Origin of the sequence: Desulfobacula sp. (assembly GCF_014237455.1) — a bacterium.
Lineage (GTDB): Bacteria > Desulfobacterota > Desulfobacteria > Desulfobacterales > Desulfobacteraceae > Desulfobacula.
Genome location: NZ_JABZFL010000011.1, coordinates 1 through 19639, shown reverse-complemented (window position 1 = coordinate 19639; position 19639 = coordinate 1). Strand labels below are relative to the sequence as shown.

The 19639-nt window shown below is 41.5% G+C and carries 18 protein-coding genes; 2 read left to right on the top strand and 16 right to left on the bottom strand.

Features of this window, described 5'->3' with window-relative positions:
* Positions 1 to 8 precede the first annotated feature (8 nt).
* The 12 genes from HGJ91_RS02170 to HGJ91_RS02115 all read right to left on the bottom strand — a co-directional run bounded on the left by HGJ91_RS02170 (position 9) and on the right by HGJ91_RS02115 (position 13965).
* Positions 9 to 1142, bottom strand: a complete 1134-nt coding sequence (locus HGJ91_RS02170) for a 4Fe-4S dicluster domain-containing protein (RefSeq protein ID WP_291346049.1) — start codon at positions 1140 to 1142, stop codon at positions 9 to 11.
* 19 nt (positions 1143 to 1161) lie between these two features.
* Positions 1162 to 1584, bottom strand: a complete 423-nt coding sequence (locus tag HGJ91_RS02165) for a hydrogenase iron-sulfur subunit (RefSeq protein ID WP_291346048.1) — start codon at positions 1582 to 1584, stop codon at positions 1162 to 1164.
* Positions 1585 to 1594: 10 nt separating this feature from the next.
* Positions 1595 to 5077: an FAD-dependent oxidoreductase gene (locus HGJ91_RS02160; RefSeq protein WP_291346047.1), complete on the bottom strand. Its 3483-nt coding sequence runs from the start codon at positions 5075 to 5077 to the stop codon at positions 1595 to 1597.
* 45 nt (positions 5078 to 5122) lie between these two features.
* Positions 5123 to 6325 carry a hybrid sensor histidine kinase/response regulator gene (locus HGJ91_RS02155; protein ID WP_291346046.1) on the bottom strand — a complete coding sequence of 401 codons (1203 nt, stop codon included), beginning with the start codon at positions 6323 to 6325 and terminating at the stop codon, positions 5123 to 5125.
* Positions 6326 to 6505: 180 nt separating this feature from the next.
* Positions 6506 to 6859 (bottom strand): NifB/NifX family molybdenum-iron cluster-binding protein, encoded by a 354-nt coding sequence (locus tag HGJ91_RS02150; protein WP_291346045.1) that lies wholly within the window; start codon positions 6857 to 6859, stop codon positions 6506 to 6508.
* Positions 6860 to 6961: 102 nt separating this feature from the next.
* Positions 6962 to 7510, bottom strand: coding sequence for a NifB/NifX family molybdenum-iron cluster-binding protein (locus tag HGJ91_RS02145; protein WP_291346044.1), 549 nt, complete (start codon positions 7508 to 7510; stop codon positions 6962 to 6964).
* A 251-nt stretch (positions 7511 to 7761) separates the two neighbouring features.
* Entirely contained in the window at positions 7762 to 9147 is a 1386-nt protein-coding gene (locus HGJ91_RS02140) for a sigma 54-interacting transcriptional regulator (protein ID WP_291346043.1), read from the bottom strand.
* 3 nt (positions 9148 to 9150) lie between these two features.
* Entirely contained in the window at positions 9151 to 10425 is a 1275-nt protein-coding gene (locus HGJ91_RS02135; RefSeq protein WP_291346042.1) for a cation diffusion facilitator family transporter, read from the bottom strand.
* Between the two features lie 178 nt (positions 10426 to 10603).
* Positions 10604 to 11785: an MFS transporter gene (locus HGJ91_RS02130; protein WP_291346041.1), complete on the bottom strand. Its 1182-nt coding sequence runs from the start codon at positions 11783 to 11785 to the stop codon at positions 10604 to 10606.
* The gene (locus tag HGJ91_RS02125) at positions 11778 to 12299 is read right to left on the bottom strand and encodes an adenine phosphoribosyltransferase (protein WP_291346040.1); all 522 of its coding nucleotides are present in this window, start codon (positions 12297 to 12299) and stop codon (positions 11778 to 11780) included. The genes HGJ91_RS02130 and HGJ91_RS02125 overlap by 8 nt, the downstream gene beginning before the upstream one ends.
* Positions 12300 to 12326: 27 nt before the next feature.
* The gene (gene mtnP, locus HGJ91_RS02120; protein WP_291346039.1) at positions 12327 to 13076 is read right to left on the bottom strand and encodes an S-methyl-5'-thioadenosine phosphorylase; all 750 of its coding nucleotides are present in this window, start codon (positions 13074 to 13076) and stop codon (positions 12327 to 12329) included.
* A gap of 79 nt (positions 13077 to 13155) precedes the next feature.
* Positions 13156 to 13965, bottom strand: a complete 810-nt coding sequence (locus tag HGJ91_RS02115) for an SAM-dependent chlorinase/fluorinase (RefSeq protein ID WP_291346038.1) — start codon at positions 13963 to 13965, stop codon at positions 13156 to 13158.
* Positions 13966 to 14068: 103 nt separating this feature from the next.
* Between HGJ91_RS02115 and HGJ91_RS02110 the strand changes: the two genes are divergently transcribed.
* A complete protein-coding gene (locus tag HGJ91_RS02110; RefSeq protein ID WP_291346037.1) occupies positions 14069 to 14548 on the top strand; it encodes a CYTH domain-containing protein in 480 nt (159 codons plus the stop codon).
* 46 nt (positions 14549 to 14594) lie between these two features.
* On the opposite strand, the gene HGJ91_RS02105 is transcribed toward HGJ91_RS02110, so the two are convergent.
* The 4 genes from HGJ91_RS02105 to HGJ91_RS02090 all read right to left on the bottom strand — a co-directional run bounded on the left by HGJ91_RS02105 (position 14595) and on the right by HGJ91_RS02090 (position 18195).
* Positions 14595 to 15041, bottom strand: coding sequence for a hypothetical protein (locus HGJ91_RS02105; protein ID WP_291346036.1), 447 nt, complete (start codon positions 15039 to 15041; stop codon positions 14595 to 14597).
* A complete protein-coding gene (locus HGJ91_RS02100) occupies positions 15041 to 16021 on the bottom strand; it encodes a 4Fe-4S dicluster domain-containing protein (protein WP_291346035.1) in 981 nt (326 codons plus the stop codon). The genes HGJ91_RS02105 and HGJ91_RS02100 overlap by 1 nt, the downstream gene beginning before the upstream one ends.
* An 8-nt stretch (positions 16022 to 16029) precedes the next feature.
* A complete protein-coding gene (locus tag HGJ91_RS02095; RefSeq protein WP_291346034.1) occupies positions 16030 to 16545 on the bottom strand; it encodes a thioredoxin family protein in 516 nt (171 codons plus the stop codon).
* Between the two features lie 276 nt (positions 16546 to 16821).
* Entirely contained in the window at positions 16822 to 18195 is a 1374-nt protein-coding gene (locus HGJ91_RS02090; protein WP_291346033.1) for a sigma 54-interacting transcriptional regulator, read from the bottom strand.
* A 252-nt stretch (positions 18196 to 18447) separates the two neighbouring features.
* On the opposite strand from HGJ91_RS02090, the gene HGJ91_RS02085 reads away from it, so the two are divergent.
* The gene (locus HGJ91_RS02085; RefSeq protein WP_291346032.1) at positions 18448 to 19572 is read left to right on the top strand and encodes a rhodanese-like domain-containing protein; all 1125 of its coding nucleotides are present in this window, start codon (positions 18448 to 18450) and stop codon (positions 19570 to 19572) included.
* Positions 19573 to 19639: the final 67 nt, after the last annotated feature.

Here is a 19639-nt window from a genome sequence, read left to right as displayed (position 1 = left end):
CAGAAAAATCATTTTATACCGACAATATCCTCAAACTCCCTCTCGTTGAAAACTGACAAAGGGGGTGGTTCATTTTCATCTATCCCGGGTGAATATCCAAAGGCTGCCTGGGTAGTTTGAGCCACGCTCTTAAAAACCTCAAAAACATTTATATCGCTGGGACACGCATTTGAACACTGACCGCACCCCACACAGGCATGACTGATATGGGCCAGGCGGGTGAGATGATAAAAGACCGTATCTGTGGGCAGCTTGACAAGCCCCTTTTTCTCTGCCCACTGATGGTATTGAACCGGCTGATGATAAAACACATCTGTATTAAAAACACACTCTTTGCAATAACAGACCGGGCACATGTTCCGGCAGTTATAGCAGTTGATGCACCGGTCAAAGAAAGCATTGAGTTTCAAAATACTGTCTGTCTTTTCTGTGATGTCTTCAACCATTGCCTCATTTGCCTTTGAATTCACCTCTTTTATCTGTGCCATGATCTCTTCCCGCTTTTCCGGCATGGATGCTTCCGACATATTCAGGCTTTCCAAAATATTCCGGCCTGCCTCACTGCCGGATTCCACTATCATACCGTCTGAAAAATCAACACCCTGCAGGAGAATATTCATATCCGTGTTAACGGGAAACGGATTCTCACAGGTATTACAGGCGCTGCTGAAATTAAATCCATTAAGGGTTTCCTCATTTGCTGAAAACACCTTTTGGATATAAGCATCATCATCCAGTGGATCTTTTTCCATATACGCCGCATAATCAGATAATGACAGTGCTTTGGGGCAGTCAATCCCAATAAGGATCAATTCCTGCCGAGAGCCTTGTTTGAGCTTTATCAATTCAATAAAAGCCCTTATTTCACAGGGTCGTAATAAAACAGCAGTTTTTCTTCCCGATTCCTTATATGAAAGACGTGATACCATCCTTCCTGAATTAAGCGGAAAGGAAGGGCTTAACGGCACTGCAGCCTCTATCTGAGCCGGATCCGTCACCAGGGACGGCATTATGGAAAATGAGTCTTTTAACCGAACCGGCAAAAAAAGGGCATCAATCTCTTCAGACTCCAGAAGTCTTTTAAAAAACTGCTGCAACCCTTTGGTCAGACTGTTATCCTCTTGCTCTATTTTAATCATCATGGCAAAGATTTCCTTTACATCATATGGCCTTATTCAATCTTGTCTGAGAAGGCCCCATTTCAATTATTTGATCATTCAGCTGGGTCATGATCTCGGCAAACTCAATGCCGTCACTGGCCCCAATCCAGGTCAACCGCAACCGATCCCTTTCAATTCCAAACCGTGGAAGAATTTCTTTTAACAGCTTAATCCTGCGTCTTGCCTTATAGTTTCCGTTAATATAGTGGCAATCCCCCGGATGGCATCCACTAATTAAAACACCATCCGCTCCTTCAAGAAATGCCTTGATTACATATTGGGGATCAACCATCCCCGTGCACATGACTCGAATCAAGCGAATATTTGTGGGGTAGGACAATCTTGAGGTCCCTGCAAGATCCGCAGCCGTGTAGGTGCACCAATTGCAGACAAAAGCAACTATGACCGGTTCAAAGGTTTCCATATTATTCTCCTTAAAAAATTCCGCCAATTTCGGCAAAAATCTGTTTCTTGGTAAAATGTCTGCTTTGTGCAGCGCCGCTTGGGCAAACCCCTGAACAGCTTCCGCATCCTTTACAAATGGCTTCATTGACAATAGAAATCTGCCTTCTGTCGTCAAATTCGATGGCTGTATACGGGCAAAGGCTGATACAGGTTTTACAACCGATACAGACATCAGGGTCTATCCATGAAATGGTAGGAGCGATATCAACTCTGCCTTTCGTAGCAAGTGCCAAGGCTTTTACCGCCGCTCCCGAAGCCTGTGAAACTGTATCCGGGATATCCATGGGTTTCTGGCAGCACCCGCAAAGAAAAACCCCTTCGGTAGCCGTATTCAAGGGTCCAAGTTTGGGATGCTCTTCAAGGAAAAATCCGTCCGCCCCCTGGTTGACACCAAACACACGCCCCACATCTCCGGCATCTTCTCTTGCCTGGATGGCTGTGCAGAGAATCACCATATCCACGGGTACCCGGATCAGTTCCCCTAAAAGAGTGTCTTCTGCAATGGCAATCAGCTTTCCCTGTTCAGAAGGATCCTGTGGTTTATCCGTGATCTGGCCCACTTTCCCCCGGACAAAAATCGTTCCCTCTTCCTGGCATCTTTGATAAAACTCTTCATACCCTTCACCAAAGCACCGCATATCAATATAAAAATCATAAACTTTTGTGTCATGCCCCACTTTTTCCTTGATAAGATGCGTATACTTCAAAGCATACATGCAGCAGACCCTTGAGCAGTACTCGTGATAATTTACATCCCTAGACCCGATACAATGGATAATGGCTACGCTTTTAGGTTCTTTTGTAAATTCATTATTTGTGTTCCGCATTAAAATCTTACCACCGGTAGGGCCGGTGGCATTGCTTAACCGCTCAAATTCCAGGGCGGAGAACACATTGGCAAATCTGCCAAACCCGAATTGTTTCAAGGGTGTCGCCTCTAAAGCGTCATAACCCGTCGCAAGAATAATACTGCCTGAATCTATCTGCAGGGTCTCTTCCTTCATAAAATGATCAATGGCCTTTGCCTCACATACATTGATACATTCCATGCATTCACAGCAAGTGGCACAGTTCAGGCACCTTCCGGCTTCCTTTACGGCCTGCTCTTCTGTAAAAGTTGCTTCTACTTCTTCAAAGGACTGAACTCTTTTTTCAGGATCTGAACATTGAACACTAGCCCTTTCTTCAACCAATGTGTTTATGGGAATATCTGCATAATCTTCACCATTCACCCCCTGATTTATCTCAGTATCATGGTCATCCTGATCCATTTCGATCTTATTTATAAAGTTGTCAATTCCAATGGCTGCTTTTCTTCCTTGGGCAATGGCTTCGATGACAGTGGCGGGTCCTGTTACCATATCTCCACCGGCAAACACATTATCAAGGGATGTCTGCAAAGTGCCGGGATGTGTCTTTATCCTGTTGTATTTTGTGATCTCAAGACCGGGCATGGACTCTTCTGCCCAGGACAAATCTGTTTTCTGACCAATGGCCGGGATAAGGGTGTCACACTCAATGATAAATTCAGACCCCGGGATATTCACGGGTCGCCGTCGCCCGGAATCGTCCATTTCACCCAGTTCATTTTTAATGCACTCCAACCCGACTACCCTGCCGTCCCGGCTGATAATTTTAACAGGGGCCGTCAGGGTTAGAATTTCGACATCCTCCTCAAGAGCCCCTAAAATTTCTTCCTCATAGGCCGGCATTTCATCCCTTGTCCGCCGATAAATAATGGATATTTCACAGTCTCGGGTTCTTTTTGCACACCTTGCCGCGTCTATGGCTACGTTGCCGCCGCCAACGATCATCACCTTTTTACCGCAGTCTGTCTTATTTCCCAGGTTTATATCCCGCAAAAAAGAAACAGCATCAATGACACCTTTTGTTGAGTCTTCACCTTCCAGACCAAGTGAGAGAGATTCATGGGCACCGGAACTTAAAAAAACGGCATCAAACCCTTCCTTTGTCAGGCTTTCAAATGTGATATCAGATCCAAAAGCCGTGTTGGCCATAAGACCGATTCCGTGGGCCAGTATATAATTGATTTCTCTGTCAAGAACATCAGCAGGCAGCCGGAAGTCCGGTATCCCTGTTTTCAGCATGCCACCGGGTACAGGTAATTTCTCATAAACTGTGACCTGGTATCCCTTGAGGCGCAAGAAATAAGCGGCTGTCAGTCCAGCAGGGCCTGCTCCGATTACAGCAATTTTTTCTTTTCGATCCATTATCTCCGGGATATCTTCTTTTTTAAGATTTGCCCTGTCTGCAGCAAATCGTTTCAGCTCTTTAATGGCAATGGGTTTATCAACCAGTTTTCGCCGGCACTCAGCCTCGCACGGATGGGGACATACCCTTCCCAAAACACCCGGAAACGGGGCTTTCTCCATAATCAAACGGGCAGACTGATCATATTTTTTCTGTTTAATCAGTTGAATATACCCCTGTACATTGATCCCGGCAGGACAGGTCAATCGACAGGGAGCTGTATCTTTTTTCTCAATATTAAAAGTAATGGGGATTGCCTGGGGAAACGCCCTGCCAATAGCCTTTCTTGATGCCATGCCCAGATCCCACGGATTGGGGATGGAAACAGGGCAAACCTCTGCACATTCACCGCAGCCGGTGCACAGATCTTCGTTGATATAGCGTGATTTTTTTTTGACATCCAGTGTAAAGTTGCCGATAAACCCTGAAACATTGGTGACCTCACTAAAGCTGAGCAGCTCAATATTCGGATCCTGTCCGACTTCCACCATTTTGGGAGTACCGATACAGGCTGCACAGTCAAGAGTGGGAAAAGTTTTGTCAAATTGAAGCATATGGCCGCCAATTGTGCTGTCTTTTTCAATCAGGTATGCCTTATGGCCTGAACTGCCAATATCAATGGCCGCCTGCATACCAGCAATGCCACCGCCGATGATGACCACGTCCGGATTGACACTGGATGTTTTTGTTTCAAGACGATGATGGAACTTCACACGTTGAATGGCTGCCGTCACCAGGCGCTTTGCTTTTTGAGTGGCAAGGTCTCCATCCTTGGTAACCCAAGATACCTGTTCTCTCACCGAAGACATTTGAAAATAGTAGGGATTGAGCCCTGCCCGCCTACAGGTTTCCATAAAAGTTTTCCCGTGAAGTCTTGGAGAACACGAAGCCACCACTACACGGTTTAGTCCCAGCTCCCGGATGTCTTTTTCAATCATGGCCTGACCGGGTTCCGAACACATAAATTTATAATCCCTTGATATCTCAATCTCTTCCAGGGTTTTGACATAATCCCTGACAGCTACGACATCCACCTTGCTTGCAATATTTAACCCGCAATGGCAAATATAAAAACCGATCTTACAGGGTTGAGATCTCAATCGGACAGACTTTCCGGATTCCAGTTTTCCAGCTCCCAACTTTTCAGGCTCCAAGTTTTCAGACCCCAGGTTTTCAGACATGGATACCTCCAATTTGATTTATATTATTTTTAATCTTAATTTTCTTTAAAACTCCTTTTTCTCCGGGGGAAGTTTAATGATGAATTCAGAACCGTGATCCAAACGGCTTTCCACAACAATGGTCCCTTTATGTTTTTCAACAATCCCATAGGCTGACGACAGCCCCAGCCCTACCCCGTACCCTTCACTTTTTGTTGTAAAAAAAGGCTCAAAAATAAAATTTAAATCCTCTTTTGAAATGCCCTTTCCATTGTCTTTTATAGAAATAAAAACATGTTTTTCTTCCGGATTAAACCCTGTCTCAATCTTCAGGTTCCCGCCATTTTCCATGGCATCAATGGCATTAAAAATCAGGTTGATAATACATTGTTCAAGCTGATTAAAATCTCCAAAAACAGGAAGAACATCAGGATTGCATCTGACATTTAAAACAATATTGCTCAACTCAAGTTTATGATTACACAACAAAAGGCTGTGTTGAATCAGATCAGTGACATCAATACTTTTTTGTTCCAGGTTTGTTTTTCGCGAAAACTTCAACAGGCCGGACACAAGATCAGAACATCTCTGAGTCTCAGATTCTATAATTTCCAGATAGGAATTGAACTTATTGGCCTGATCCTGTCTCTTTTCCAGTGTCAGATTCGATTTCAGATTGTTGTCTTTCCCACTGATACGGATCATGAGTCTGATGTAGTTTAGAATTCCGGACAATGGATTGTTGATCTCATGAACCATGCTTGCAGCAAGACGTCCCAAAGATACCATTTTTTCCCGATGAAGCAGTTTCGCCTGATTCGACACTTCCTGCTCCATGGTTTTAAGATCCCTTTCAAGAAGGGCGGTGTAATCCGATAATTGTTTTTTATCAATATACCGTTGCCTGGCCCGTTTCAATGCCATATGCAGAGCGGCGTCATCAACGGGTTTTGAAATAAAATCAGATGCATCATATTGCAAGGCTTTGACAGCCTTTTTAATATCACCAAATCCTGTGGTAACAATGACTTCGGTTTCAGGCTTTATTTTTTTTATTTTTTCAAGAACTTCAAGACCGCTCATACCCGGCATTTTAATATCAGTGATAACGATCTGGGGTTCTTCTCTTGCAGCAAGCATGAGGCCTGTATGCCCGTCCGGGGCACAGATGACTGAATATCCGGCATCTTTCAGGGTAATAGACATGATATCCCGAATATCTTCATCATCATCTATCAAAAGTATCTTCCAATTTACTGGCAGGGCCATAAGACTCCTCTCTGTGTTGTTTGTCTTAAAGAGCAAACAACATGCCAGAAGGATGTAGATCAGGCTTTAATCATAGGCCCCTTTATTCATAGGGGATTTAAGAATCATCTGAACTATATGGAAAAAGTTGCATGGAGGCAAAAGAGCAATATTGCAACCAGTAATGATGCAATATTGCAATTATACCAAAGAACCGCCTTCCCTGCATCCCGGCATTGAAAAGGCAGGGACAAGAGGATTGCCTTTGGCATAGGAGTCAAGAACTTCGTTGACATTACCGTTGATAAAAGGGATTAACTGAATGGTCCTTGCCTCAATCAATGTTGAATACGCTTGAGAAATAGCGCCGCAGATAAGAACCTCAATGCCTATAAGACTTAGTTCCTCTGCAAGGCGTGCCTCTAATTCCGGGTCAAAGGATTTATAGGATATATTTTTTATTTTTTCATTTTTGATGTCCACAATTAAAAGCTTGTGAGCAGAATCAAAAACAGGAGAAATTTTCTCATCCCAAACCGTAATTGCAACTTTCATCCTAAATTTTCCTCCCTTGAATAATTAAGATGTATCGCAAAGAGCATGCCATCCAGGACCAAAATTGTGTAACAATACAATTTTAAGACTCTATCATCAATTTTAACGGTTACCGCGTCCCATGCCTTGTCCGCCTCCCATACCACGTCCACCGCCCATACCTTGTCCACCACCACCGCCCATACCTCGACCGCCACCACCAATACCGCGCCCACGGCCAATTCCTCGTCCGCCTCCCATACCTCTTCCCTGGCCTTGTGATCCATTGTTGCCTTGACCCGTATCATCAGCCACTCCGAATTTTTCGTTAACTGTTGGAGTAACCGACGGTTTTAATTTACCTTTTTTGAACTTTCCCACAGCATTTTTAATTAACCCTGCCTGGCCTGTAATCACATCGATGTTGCATTCAGAAAACACATTCATGGCATTGGGACCGCAATTACCGGTCAAAACAGCCTTAACATCCTTTGAATGAATGAAATTTGCAGCCTGGATACCTGCACCGCCCCCCATGGATTTATATTCATTCTCAAGCACCTCAAAACTCATGTCGTCTGTCTGAATAATCATAAAATAAGCACATCTGCCAAATCGCGGGTCAATCTGGGAATTCATATCTTTCCCTGTTGAACTTATACCAATTTTCATATAGTGCACTCCTCTATGTAAGTATAATAAAATCGGAGGTTATTGATTTATATCTCCTTTTTTAATTTGACTATGACGAATCATAACCGCAAGGAGCATGCCAACTTCAATTATAATTTTCAGTAAAAAAATAATATAATAATTATAGATAGTTAGGAAGGCCAACAGATAGAATATTTTTTTAACGGAGTTATAAAATTGCAGAACTGCAACGGTATAGAGGCTCAAAATTGCAGTATATCAAGCAAATTTCATCTTTTAAATCGTCCATCGATTTTAGGAAGCTTGATTCCGAGTTTATTAATTTTCCGAAACAATGTGCTTTTGTCTATACCAAGATCTTTGGCAGTGGCTTTGCGGTCATAATTATTTTTTTTCAAAAACGCCTTAATAACCTTAATTTCTGCGGCTTTCAATGGAAACTGTGAAGCATTATCTTCTATTTCTATCATGGATTGCCGTGTAAGCGTGAACGGCAGATGCTCCTTTGTGATATCCCCTTTGGAACACAGCACAAACGCATGTTCGATAATATTTTCAAGTTCCCTTATATTTCCCGGGTAATCATGTGCCATCAAAATCCCAAGGGCTGTTTTGTCTATTCCGCTCACAGATTTTCCGCGTATTTTATTCAGGCTGGCAATAAAATGATCCACAAGAAGAGGAATATCCTCCATTTTTTGCCGAAGCGAAGGCAATTTTAATTGCACAACATTAATACGGTAAAAAAGATCCTGCCTGAATGTATCCGCATCAACCATTTTAGATAAATTTTTATTTGTGGCGGCAATAACCCTTATATCTGATTTTTCCTTTTTAAGAGCTCCAAGAGGCAAAAATGCCTTCTCCTCCAAAACCCGAAGAAGCTTTACCTGAAAAGAAGGGCTCGTATCTCCAATTTCGTCCAAAAGGATGGTACCTTTATTTGCAGTAGCAAATAATCCCGGCTTATTTTTAATTGCATGGGTAAAGGCACCTGCTTTATAACCGAACAATTCCGATTCCAGAAGTGTATCCGGAAGTGCCCCGCAATTAATCGCAACAAAGGGGCTATCTTTTCTTGGGCTCAGATCATGAATCGCCCTTGCTATCAACTCTTTACCCGTACCGGTTTCCCCTCTGATCAGTACGGTGCTGTCACTTTGAGAGACTTTCGGCAGGATTTTAAATATGTTTCTCATTACCTGACTGCGGCTAATCATATCTCCCATTTGAAAACTGTCATAGAGTTTTTTCCGTAATTCCTCCACGAGACTGTGATCCCTGAAGGTCTCAACGCCACCGATAATATTTCCATTTTTATCTTTTAACAAAGATGTAAAAACGGTTGTGGGAATCCGTTTTTTGCTACTGTTAATGATATAAGTAAAACTGCTGAAGAATGATTTGCCTTCCTGCATGGTTTTTTTTAATGCACATTCATCCTGGCACATATTTGATCGAAACACATTCCAGCAATGCCTGCCAATTGCATCTTTCCGTGATATGCCGGTAATTTTTTCAGCCGCACGGTTAAAGGACATAATTTTCCACTCATGATCAACCGTGAAAACACCGTCAGATATGCTTTCAAGAATAATTTCAGTTGTATTCTGAGTGAATGTATCCAATGGGTTCCTTTTTTTCTTCACCGGCATCTTTTAAAATTGTTGTTTGGACAAATTGGGCTTTGTTATCGGGTCAAGTTTATTTGCTTTATAAAGGGTAATAATATCTTTTACTTTCATTTCCTTATCAACTTTAAATATGTCAACATAATGATTTTTTAGCAAGTGAAATGAAATCTCACCAATACTTAAAACAAATAACAGATAAATCGGATACCCGATCAGTGATTTTGCAACATTGAGCCCGATATGTCCTCTTTTATCAAGAAACTCATTCCCCATGCATGAATCAATATCGATCCTGCCATTGTCAAGATTCAATATAATAAAATAGGGGGCCTTGCCAAAATGCGGATGGAGTTTGGATTCAAGACCATTTTTATCTTGGACCGGTATCGCGGCGATTTCAACAATCTCTTTCTCCGGTTCAACATGAATAAAAACAGATTCAATATTCTCATATTCCGTTAACAGCATATTTTCTGCAATATCCGCCAACTCATGGGATTTGTGCAATATCAGAGACGGGATTGTTTTAATAATGCAATTGACTATTTTGAAAGGACCGGAACGTCGTATTTTGACTCCGGTAACACCCTTAACCCCATGTATCCGGTTTAATTTTTCCTCAATTGACAGCTTTAAATCCGTATCCATATCTGCATCCATCAAAATCATGATGGATTTCCAGACGGTTTCGATCCCAAGCTTTAAGATCAACGCTGCGATCAAAATAATAATAGCGCCTTCCACATAGGGGATCTGCGCATATACACAGACAATGCCGACCAATACAAACAACGATGTAAATATATCAAAAAAAGCTTCTTTGGCCGTCGCCAAAAGGGCCTGGGAACCGATAGCCTTTCCAATGGCCCGCTGTTTGACGGCAAGAAAAGATGCAACGACACATGAAACAATTGAAGCCCCAATAGGAAATATGGGAAAACCATCCGGGGAATCCATCAGGAACAACTTATGCCAACCATCCTTAACCATATCAACCCCGATAAAGGCAATCAGTGCTCCAATCAAAAGACAGGCAATGGTTTCCGCCCGGTAAAGCCCATATGGAAACCGATTGGATTTTTTCTTAGAGGCAAGTTTAAGCCCGATAAGTGATGAAAGGTTGATTAAAATATCAGCGCCGCTGTGCCAGGCATCTGCAATCAAAAGCGGAGAATTGAATGTATAGCCGACAAATGCTTTCAGAAAAGCCAAAGCAAATATTAACAGCGTTGATAAGAGCGCAATCCGCTGCCCCTTCTCCAGTTGTTCTCTTTTGTCGATAGGTCTCGTTCCTTCCATTTTGTCAAAACAATTTGATCCAATTATACCCATACGGACAGTATAAATATTAGTAGGTTTATAACAGGTTTTTCTGTCTCAGTTGATGGATAATTTCAATTTTTCAATTTATATTGCAATCCATGTGCCATGAAAATAGAACCCAAACAAATGTAAACACGATATTTACAAATCCGCTTTAATTATCTTTCTGAAACTTAAGAAAAAATGGAACAATAGTACCTGAAAGAATTAATCCGCCTGCAACAATAAACCCCATGGAGAAAAAACCTTTTTCTCCTAAAAGACCGATTACATTTGGAACAACGCCCCCACCTACCAGGAAGGCAATGGGTATTGTAAAAGAGATGGCGATATTACGAATTTCTTTAGACCCGATATGTGACAACGCTGCAAATGCAGGAGGGAAAAAACAGACGGCAAATACTGGCTGACAAAATATAACAACCTGTATGAGGCTATCTGTTACCACACCGATTAAAAGAGTTGAAATGCCTGTAAAGAACAGTACAGATGCCAGCGTCGGTTTCAGACCAAAATGATCTGACAGCCATCCGACCAATAGTGCCATGGGCAATGTTAAAATCCTGGACATAGTAATCAATTTATTGGCCTGGGACTGAGGCATGCCATGCTCGTTAACAAGATATAACGGCAGCATGGAATAAACCCCCAGGGTCCCGATCACACCTAGGCTGAATAAAATTATCATCATCCAGAAAGAGGGCGTTGCCACAAGGGGCAAAAACGATTTCAGCATAGGGGGTTCTCCGGGAAAATCCTTTACAGTGGAAAACTTAAAAAAGGAAATGCCAAACAAAACGGATGTCACCCCGATAACAATAAGAACACTTCTCCATGAGAGCCACAACAGCAACCCTTCACAGATCATCGGCGCCAGCAGAAAACTTAAGTTCGGGGCCAATTCATGGATACCGATTGCCTTTCCCCAGTTTTGACTGCTTATTGAAGATGTCAGCATGGCTATACCGGAAGGAAGGTACAATGCTGATGTCATGCCTACAACAAATAGCCCTATACGCATACTCAACAGATTCTGGCTTAGACCGGTGACTAAAAAAGCAACGCCTGTTGCTACTGCCGAAAAGACAATTGTTTTTTTATGCTTAATGCGTGATGAAACAAATCCTGAGCATAATAGTGAAATGAAATATCCTGATGCGGATATCAGAAAAAAAGAGCCGGCCTGATCATGGGTCAGATTCATGTCAGCTAATATGGTAGGCAGTAAAGGGGCAAGGATTATCCGGATGGTAAAATTCAAGAAAAAAATAGAGGTCAAAAAAAACAGAGGCAAAAGTTGTGATTGGATTGTGCCCGGAGGCTCTATGCTATTCACCTTCAAATTCTGTGATGACAAACACTTTGCAATCTTGAATCTGATCTCTTCCTTTCAGATCCGGAAGCTCAACAACAAACGCACATTCAATAACATCAGCACCCAGTTTTTTGACAAGTTTGACTGTCGCCCCTATTGTACCGCCGGTGGCAATCAAATCATCGACAATGATCACTTTTTCGCCTTTTTTAACAGCGTCTTCATGGATTTCAAGGGTATCTTCTCCATATTCCAGACTATAGGTTTCCTGGATAGTTTTCCAGGGCAGTTTGCCCTTTTTTCTGACAGGGATAAACCCGATACCCAGTTTATAAGCCAGGACTGCACCAAAAACAAAACCTCTGGCATCAATCCCCACGATCTTGTCAATATCCATGTCTTTATATCGTTCATACAGAACATCACAAGACTCACGGAAAGCTTGCGGGTTTTGCATCAATGTGGTCAAATCTCTGAATATCACGCCTTTGATGGGCCAGTCCGGAATACTTCTGATTGTCTCTCTCAAATCCATTTCTTTTTCCTTTATTCTTTCTCGCTGCTATTCTTTTAATTCTTCTATTACATTTACAAGCAATTTCTTTACATTATTTGCATTTTGATCGAATACTGCCAGGATCTCCTCCCAGGTGACAGGCGCTTCATCCTCTTTCCAGCAATCATAATCTGTAGACATGGCAACAGCAGCATAAGGAATTGCCGCTTCATTTGCAAGCATGGCCTCAGGAGCAGTTGACATATTGATCACATCAGCCCCCCAGAGTTTGAACATTTTGGACTCGGCAATAGTTGAAAACCTTGGCCCTTCTATTGTGACGACGCATCCTTTGTCATGAACTCTCAAATCAAGATATTTTGCCGTTTCATAGAGTTTTTTTCTTAATCCTTCATCAAAGGGATGAGCCATGACTGGATGAACCAGGCCATTTTCAAAAGAATCTGCAAACGTATTCTTTCTGAACCGTGTAAAATCAATGAATTGATCTAAAATGACCAGGTGTCCCCGGTCTATTTCATGTCTTAAACTGCCACAGGCGGTGGTGGCAATAATATGGGTGACCCCTGCCTGTTGAAGTGCTTTGACATTGGCACGGTTATTCACCTGGGTGGGGCTGTACTGGTGGTTTTTGCCATGCCTGGCAAGGATAACAATCTCTACACCATTTATTTTCCCGGACAATAAAGGAGAAGACGGATTTCCATATTCCGTGGTAATTTCAAGTTCATCTGGATCTTTCAAAATACCAGGGTCATCAAGTCCTGATCCACCGATAATACCAAGCTTCAACATTTTTTTCTCCTGTCATTTTTTTAGTTATAGATGCGCCTAACATAATTGGATTAACTTATCAAGAATTGGAAGCAAAAACTTATTGATCCAAAATTTTCAATACCGCCTTATCCATACACTTTGCATCCAGCATTTTTGCTGCATTAGAATTTTTAAGTGCGATCTCCATGTAGGACGACGAAGATCCAATCAAAAATAATTCACCGTCTCTGGCCTGTGAATAACTGGAAAATACTTTTTTGATCTGGATATCATTGATTGTCAAAACAAACCATCTGTTTTGAATGAATTGTCGATACCCTTTTTCTTTAAGATTTAAGGTTATATTTCCAAACCGGTCAATATGAATGACAGTTAACGCCAGTGAAAACGCTTTCCTTTCTATTCTGGGAAACTGATATTCAACACATTTTTTCAAAGATTCCCCTAAACAAGAAATGTCTTCAATCCCTTTTGAAATATGGGCAGCAACAGGGGCAAAAATATCTCTTCCGTGAAAAGTAATTGAAACTGAATCAAGAAAATAGACTTTGTTTGTGAGATGAGTGATTCTTTTGATCTTATTTTTTTTGGCAGCTTTCCAGAGCACGCCGTTATCCGGACCGACAAAATAATAATCCCTGGTCTCTATGCAGATTCCTTTCCGGGCCGATCCCACACCGGGATCAACAATAACACAGAACACGGTTCCTTTTGGAAAGTATGAACAGGATGCGGCCAAAAGAAAAGAACCCTGATGGATATCCTGTGGATTTACCCCATGGCTCAGATCAATCACTTTTGATTCAGGACTGATGGAAGCAATAACGCCTTTAAGAACCCCTGCAAACGTATCTTGTTGACCGAAATCAGTCAACAGCACTATGGGCCCGTTGTTTTTCCTGACCAAATTTAATGCCTCCCTTTGATTTGATATGGTATTTAAATCATGAATGCACTATATCAAGAATACGATAAGAGTTTAAAGTATTTTATACAAAAGGAATTGAATAATGGCCATTGAAACAGAAAGAAAATTTCTTTTACATTACCTTCCTTCCTCTTTGCTGGTTAACAGTACCCTTATCCGTCAGGGGTACATAACAAACAAAAAAGACAGGGTTGTCAGGATTCGCCTCTCAGGGGACAGCGCCTTTCTTACTGTTAAAGGTGCCACACACAATGCCTCCAGAAAAGAGTATGAATATCCAATCCCGAAACAGGATGCAAAGGAAATGCTGCAGCTTTTTTGCAAAAAACCCTTAATAAAAAAAACAAGATATCAAATTGAATTCAAAGGTTTTGAATGGATTATTGATTTATTTTCAGGTGATAACCAGGGGCTTGTTGTTGCTGAGATAGAGCTGGATTCAATTGATCAGGCTTTTGAAAAACCTGACTGGATCGGAGAAGAAGTCACCCATGACCCCAGATACTTTAATTCCAACCTGATTGAAACGCCCTATTCAGCCTGGCAATCAAAAGACCATTAAGCCATTTATCCGGCAAAGGTTAAAGGTCTTTTAATGTTAAAATATGTTAGCTTACCCACCTTTTTTTCCGGATCCTGGTATAGAGGCTGATACATAACAGCATCATACAAAGGCTTAAATGGACAAGATCCAAAACAATAATTGCAGTATGCCCAAAATAGATATTGGGAAGATTCTTTATGACCATTAAACCACCCGAGACAATTAATCCTGCTATTATCACTATTTTGAAATACCCGGACCCGGTAATCGTATTCAATCCTGATCTATTGAAGATAAAATCAAATAAAACATATATGACAAGGGCAATCAGCACTGTGGCGGCAATGTAATGTATGATATGCGTAACGTAAAACTGGGCCAGCCACCCAAGCCCCGGAATATCCGCAATATAATACCGCTTGAAAATCGGCATCTGACCAAAACCGGACAATGTTATAAAAAACAGGGTAACCGCATAAATATAGCCCCTCAGCTTTCCTGTAGTCTTCATTAGTTATCCTCCTTTGAACTCAAGTAAAACTTCCCAAATGCAGCAGCGACACCTGCGAGAGGCGCAATGAGCATGGCTTTGGCAAGGTTGGTCCCATCCGCCATCATATTTTTGACTTTATTTAAATGGGGTTTTCCTTTTCCTTTTTCAATACTCTGGTTCAATTGTTCAAAGGGGACAGGAGAGACATAAATAGTATTGGTCCCGCCATTTTCGTGTTCACCGTAAATATACCCGTTCATCTCTCTGGCAAGGGCATGGGCCTTTTTCAGGATTTCACTTCTCGGTCCAATGGTTTGAACATCTTCAGGACAGACTTCAATACAGGCAGGCACTTCGCCCTTTTCAAGCCTGTTATAACACCGGTCACATTTATACATAACACCGTTTCCGGCAAAAGCCGGCAGCAGGTCAAGATAAAGCCCGACACCGGTCTGTCTTTCAGGGATATCCCATGGGCAGGCTTTTTTACACTTTGAACCGCCAAGACAAATGTTTGAATCAATCCTTGAAAGCCCGTTTTCTTCCTGTTTTGCTGAACCCCAGGGACACAGCTTGACACAGGGGGGATTATCACAGTGCATACAACGCCTTGGAAGGGTCAATTCAATCTCCTCCCCATTGACCGTGGCAGATGCATGCTGAATGAAAAGCCAGTTATAAGGCGTCAGACGGTCTGTCACATCTCTTTTATCCGACCAGTCCTGTACCGGGACCCTGTTGGGAAACATTTTGGGAAACGGTTTTTGGGGCTCAGGATACTTATCTGCATTTGCTTCCTGGCATGCATAGACACACTCTTCGCACCCAATGCATTTACTGATGTCAAGCAAGGTTACCAAAGGCTCTTTTTTTTCACGGGTCATGGATTTGGCAGCACGGGCAATGCTTGTGGTTGCAGCCACAGACCCTGCAACCGTGATCGAATTTTTTAAAAATGCTCTGCGCGAAATTTTAGAAGTGGCTTTTTTGATTGTCATGACTTCTCCTATAGTGTTTTTACGAATTTCTGAAAACTAATTTTGTCATAATTTTCCGTATGGATATATTTCAAAATGCGTAAAAATTGTTTTTCATTAACAAACCCAGGGAGACTGGTGATCTTTGAATTGTCCGGGTTAAGAAACCATAAGGTTGGCAACCCCCTGACTTTCCATTGTGTGGTAAGTTCTTTTTTTTTTTCGGTATCCACTGAAATACTGATAAAATTGTCTTTTAAATAAGTTAACACTGCTTCATTTCGAAATGTCGTCTTCTTGAGTTTCCGGCAATAGGTACACCAGTCTGCATGAAAATATAAAAAAATGTGTTTGTTTTGACTTTTTGCCAATTCCATGCCCTGTGCGTAATCCTGCCAATCTATGGTTAAGGCGTCGCTGATCTGGACAGATCCTTTCCCTGAAATGAATTCTGCCGGGTTCCCGGATTTCGAATTATTGTAAATCATAACACCGGCAACAGCGATACAGATAATCGCAACAACAAGTATATTTTCTTTTTTCATGCTCAGATCCTTAATTTGAATTCAATTTTAACGAATATCGCTAAGGTAACAATTAAGCAATGACTATACCAAAGACGAACTTTTTTTTTAATAAAATCCTTCATTCCCCTAATCAAGCGGCTATAGCACCCCTAAAATATTTACTCGATATTTTATCACACCCCGGCACAAAACGTTCCCGTTAACAATGTTAATAATTTGTTAACACTCTGCAACAACGACTGATTGATCTTGATGTGATGTTGCAACCATCCATCTTTAAACGATTGAATCAAGCTACTTAAGCTGTATCCCATGTTTCTTAATGCGCTTCCACACGGTGATCCGGCTGACGCCTAAAATATTAGCTGCCTGGGTCTGATTCCCGTCAGCCTGTTGAAGTGCATTAAGAAGCGTTTCTTTTTCAGACAGTCCAACTTTGACTATACCATTATGTTCTACCTTTTTTAGAGATTTGGTATCCAGAGGATTAAAGCTTGTGATCTTTTCAGGCAGATGTTCGGGGCCAATGCTTTTTTCCCTTGCCAGAACAAAGGCATATTCGACACTGTTTCTCAATTCCCTGATGTTGCCGGGCCAGGGATAGGCCACCATTAACCGCATGGCTCCCGGTGTAAAACCCAAAATATTTTTTCCTGTTTTTTCTGCATGAAGGCTGATAAAGTGCTGGGTAATCAGCGTAATATCATCTTTGTGCTGACAAAGCGGCGGACAGATTAAAGGGAAAACATTTACCCTGAAAAAAAGATCTTCCCTGAATACCCCCTCCTCTATCATTTTTTCAAGATTTTTATTTGTTGCTGTAATTATCCTGACATCAATGGGAATGGATTTGTTTGCGCCGACCCGCTGAATCATTTTTTCTTCCAGAACCCTGAGCAGTTTAACCTGAACCGAAAGGGGGATATCTCCGATTTCATCCAGGAAAATGGTTCCTTCGTGGGCGGCTTCAAACCTTCCTATCCTGTCACTGTCTGCACCGGTATAGGCACCCTTTACATGGCCGAATAATTCACTTTCAAGAACATTTTCACTTAACGCGGCACAATCTAATTTAATAAAGGGTTTGGTTGCCCTGTTCCCGGTTTCATGGAGTGCTTTAGCAACCATTTCCTTTCCGGTACCGCTCTCCCCCAAAATCATTACCGGTGTATCGAGTGCCGCCACACTCTCTATATGTTCATAAAGCCCCTGCATCACCGGCGTTCTTCCGATAATGCCATGAAAGCCGTCATCAATGTAATACATCCGCTTAATGGATGCCAGTTCATTTTTATAGTTGATATTTTCAGATATGTCTTTCAGGGTCTCAACTGCACCAACAATCTCATTTTTCTCATTAAAAAGAACGGTTGCACTCTTAATAATCGGTATGGTCCTGTTATGGCTGTTGGTAATCACACATTTTTTTTCCCTGACAAGTCCTTCAGAAAAAAGTTCGCACCACTTTTTCCCTTTGCCTTTCCCGACAAGTTTACATCCGGTACAATTCAATATCCGGCAGGATTGGCCTTTCAACTCTTTTTCAGTGTACCCTGTGATCAATTGGGCAGTCTGATTAGCTGCAATAAAATCCCCCTTGTCATCAACAATGATGATGCCCTCCTGGACAGAATCAATGATAGGCCGCCATTGTTTTCCGATATCCATATTGTCCTCGCAATTGTTAACACTGTTAATCAACAAGTTAACACATCATTAACACTCTTGCAATAAAAATAATTTATTAAAAACCGCCGGAAAAAGTATTAGGCTATAAATATCCTTTAAATTTAATTCGTTATAATAATAGGCGATAAATGTTTTTATAATGGCACATTCATTGCTCTTGTTAGTTAAGATTAAAAAAACATTTGAATGGCGATATTCATAAACATAACTTTAAAACTTTAAGGAGAACAAATGAAAGCAAACAATGTAAAAACCTTGATTTTGGCCTTATTGGCAGGTCTGGTACTGTTGACAGGATGTACGGCAACAAAAACGGCAAAAACCGGTGTAACTCCCGTCCAAGATACGTCATGGATGTTTCATGGCATCGTGGATGCCAAGTTTGTAAAAGCACACATGGCTGTTCCCATGCCTGAAAACGTTATGATTATAGATGCAAGGCCTTACAAGGTAAAATATACAAAAGGTCATATCCCCGGGGCGGTAAGTATTCCATTTTCAGAATTTGATAAAAAGGCTAATCTTCTGCCAAGAGATAAAAATACCCTGTTAATTTATTATTGCGGCGGACTTAAATGCAAACTCAGCCACAAATCAGCTAAAAAGGCTGAAAAACTCGGGTATAAAAACATTAAAGTGTTTGCCAAGGGATATCCTGACTGGGTCAGCCGGAAAGGGAATTATGCCTCTGTAAGTGCTGAGTATGTGGCTAAACAGATTGCTGAAAACAATACAGTAATTGTTGATGCAAGACCTCAGAAAACCAAATTTAATAAAGGACATATCCCCACAGCCATCAATATTCCTTTTACTAAATTTGAAGCCCTTAATGGTAAACTGCCAAGGGACCTTAACACCCCGATTACTTTCTATTGCGGTGGTCTCAAATGCAGATTAAGCCATAAATCAGCAGCAAAAGCCCTTGAAATGGGATACACCAAAGTCAAGGTGTTTTCCAAAGGATACCCTGAATGGAAAAAGTCCTATGGTGAATCCAATGAGACCGTACAGGTGCAAGCCGGTGAAGTTGAAGGTTCTATTGACCTTGAACGATTCAAATCCATAATCGCAAATAATCCTGAATCCATCATGCTCATCGACGTAAGAGATGCATATGAATTTGCAAAAGGGTCATTTAAAACAGCCCTGAATATCCCTGTAGAAAAACTTGAGCCTAAAATCAAGGGACTTCCTGATGACAAGCCAATCGTTTTTGTATGTCCAACCGGTGCAAGGAGCGGGGAGGCTTATTACATGATAAAAGATGTAAGAGAATCCTTAAAAGACGTCTATTATGTGGAAGCTCAAATTGATTTCAAAGGTGACGGAAAGTATGAGATTAAAAAACTTCAATAACCCATTTCTATAAAAAATAAAAGAACACAAGGAGATATAACATGTTTAAAAAAAGTATCATTACCAT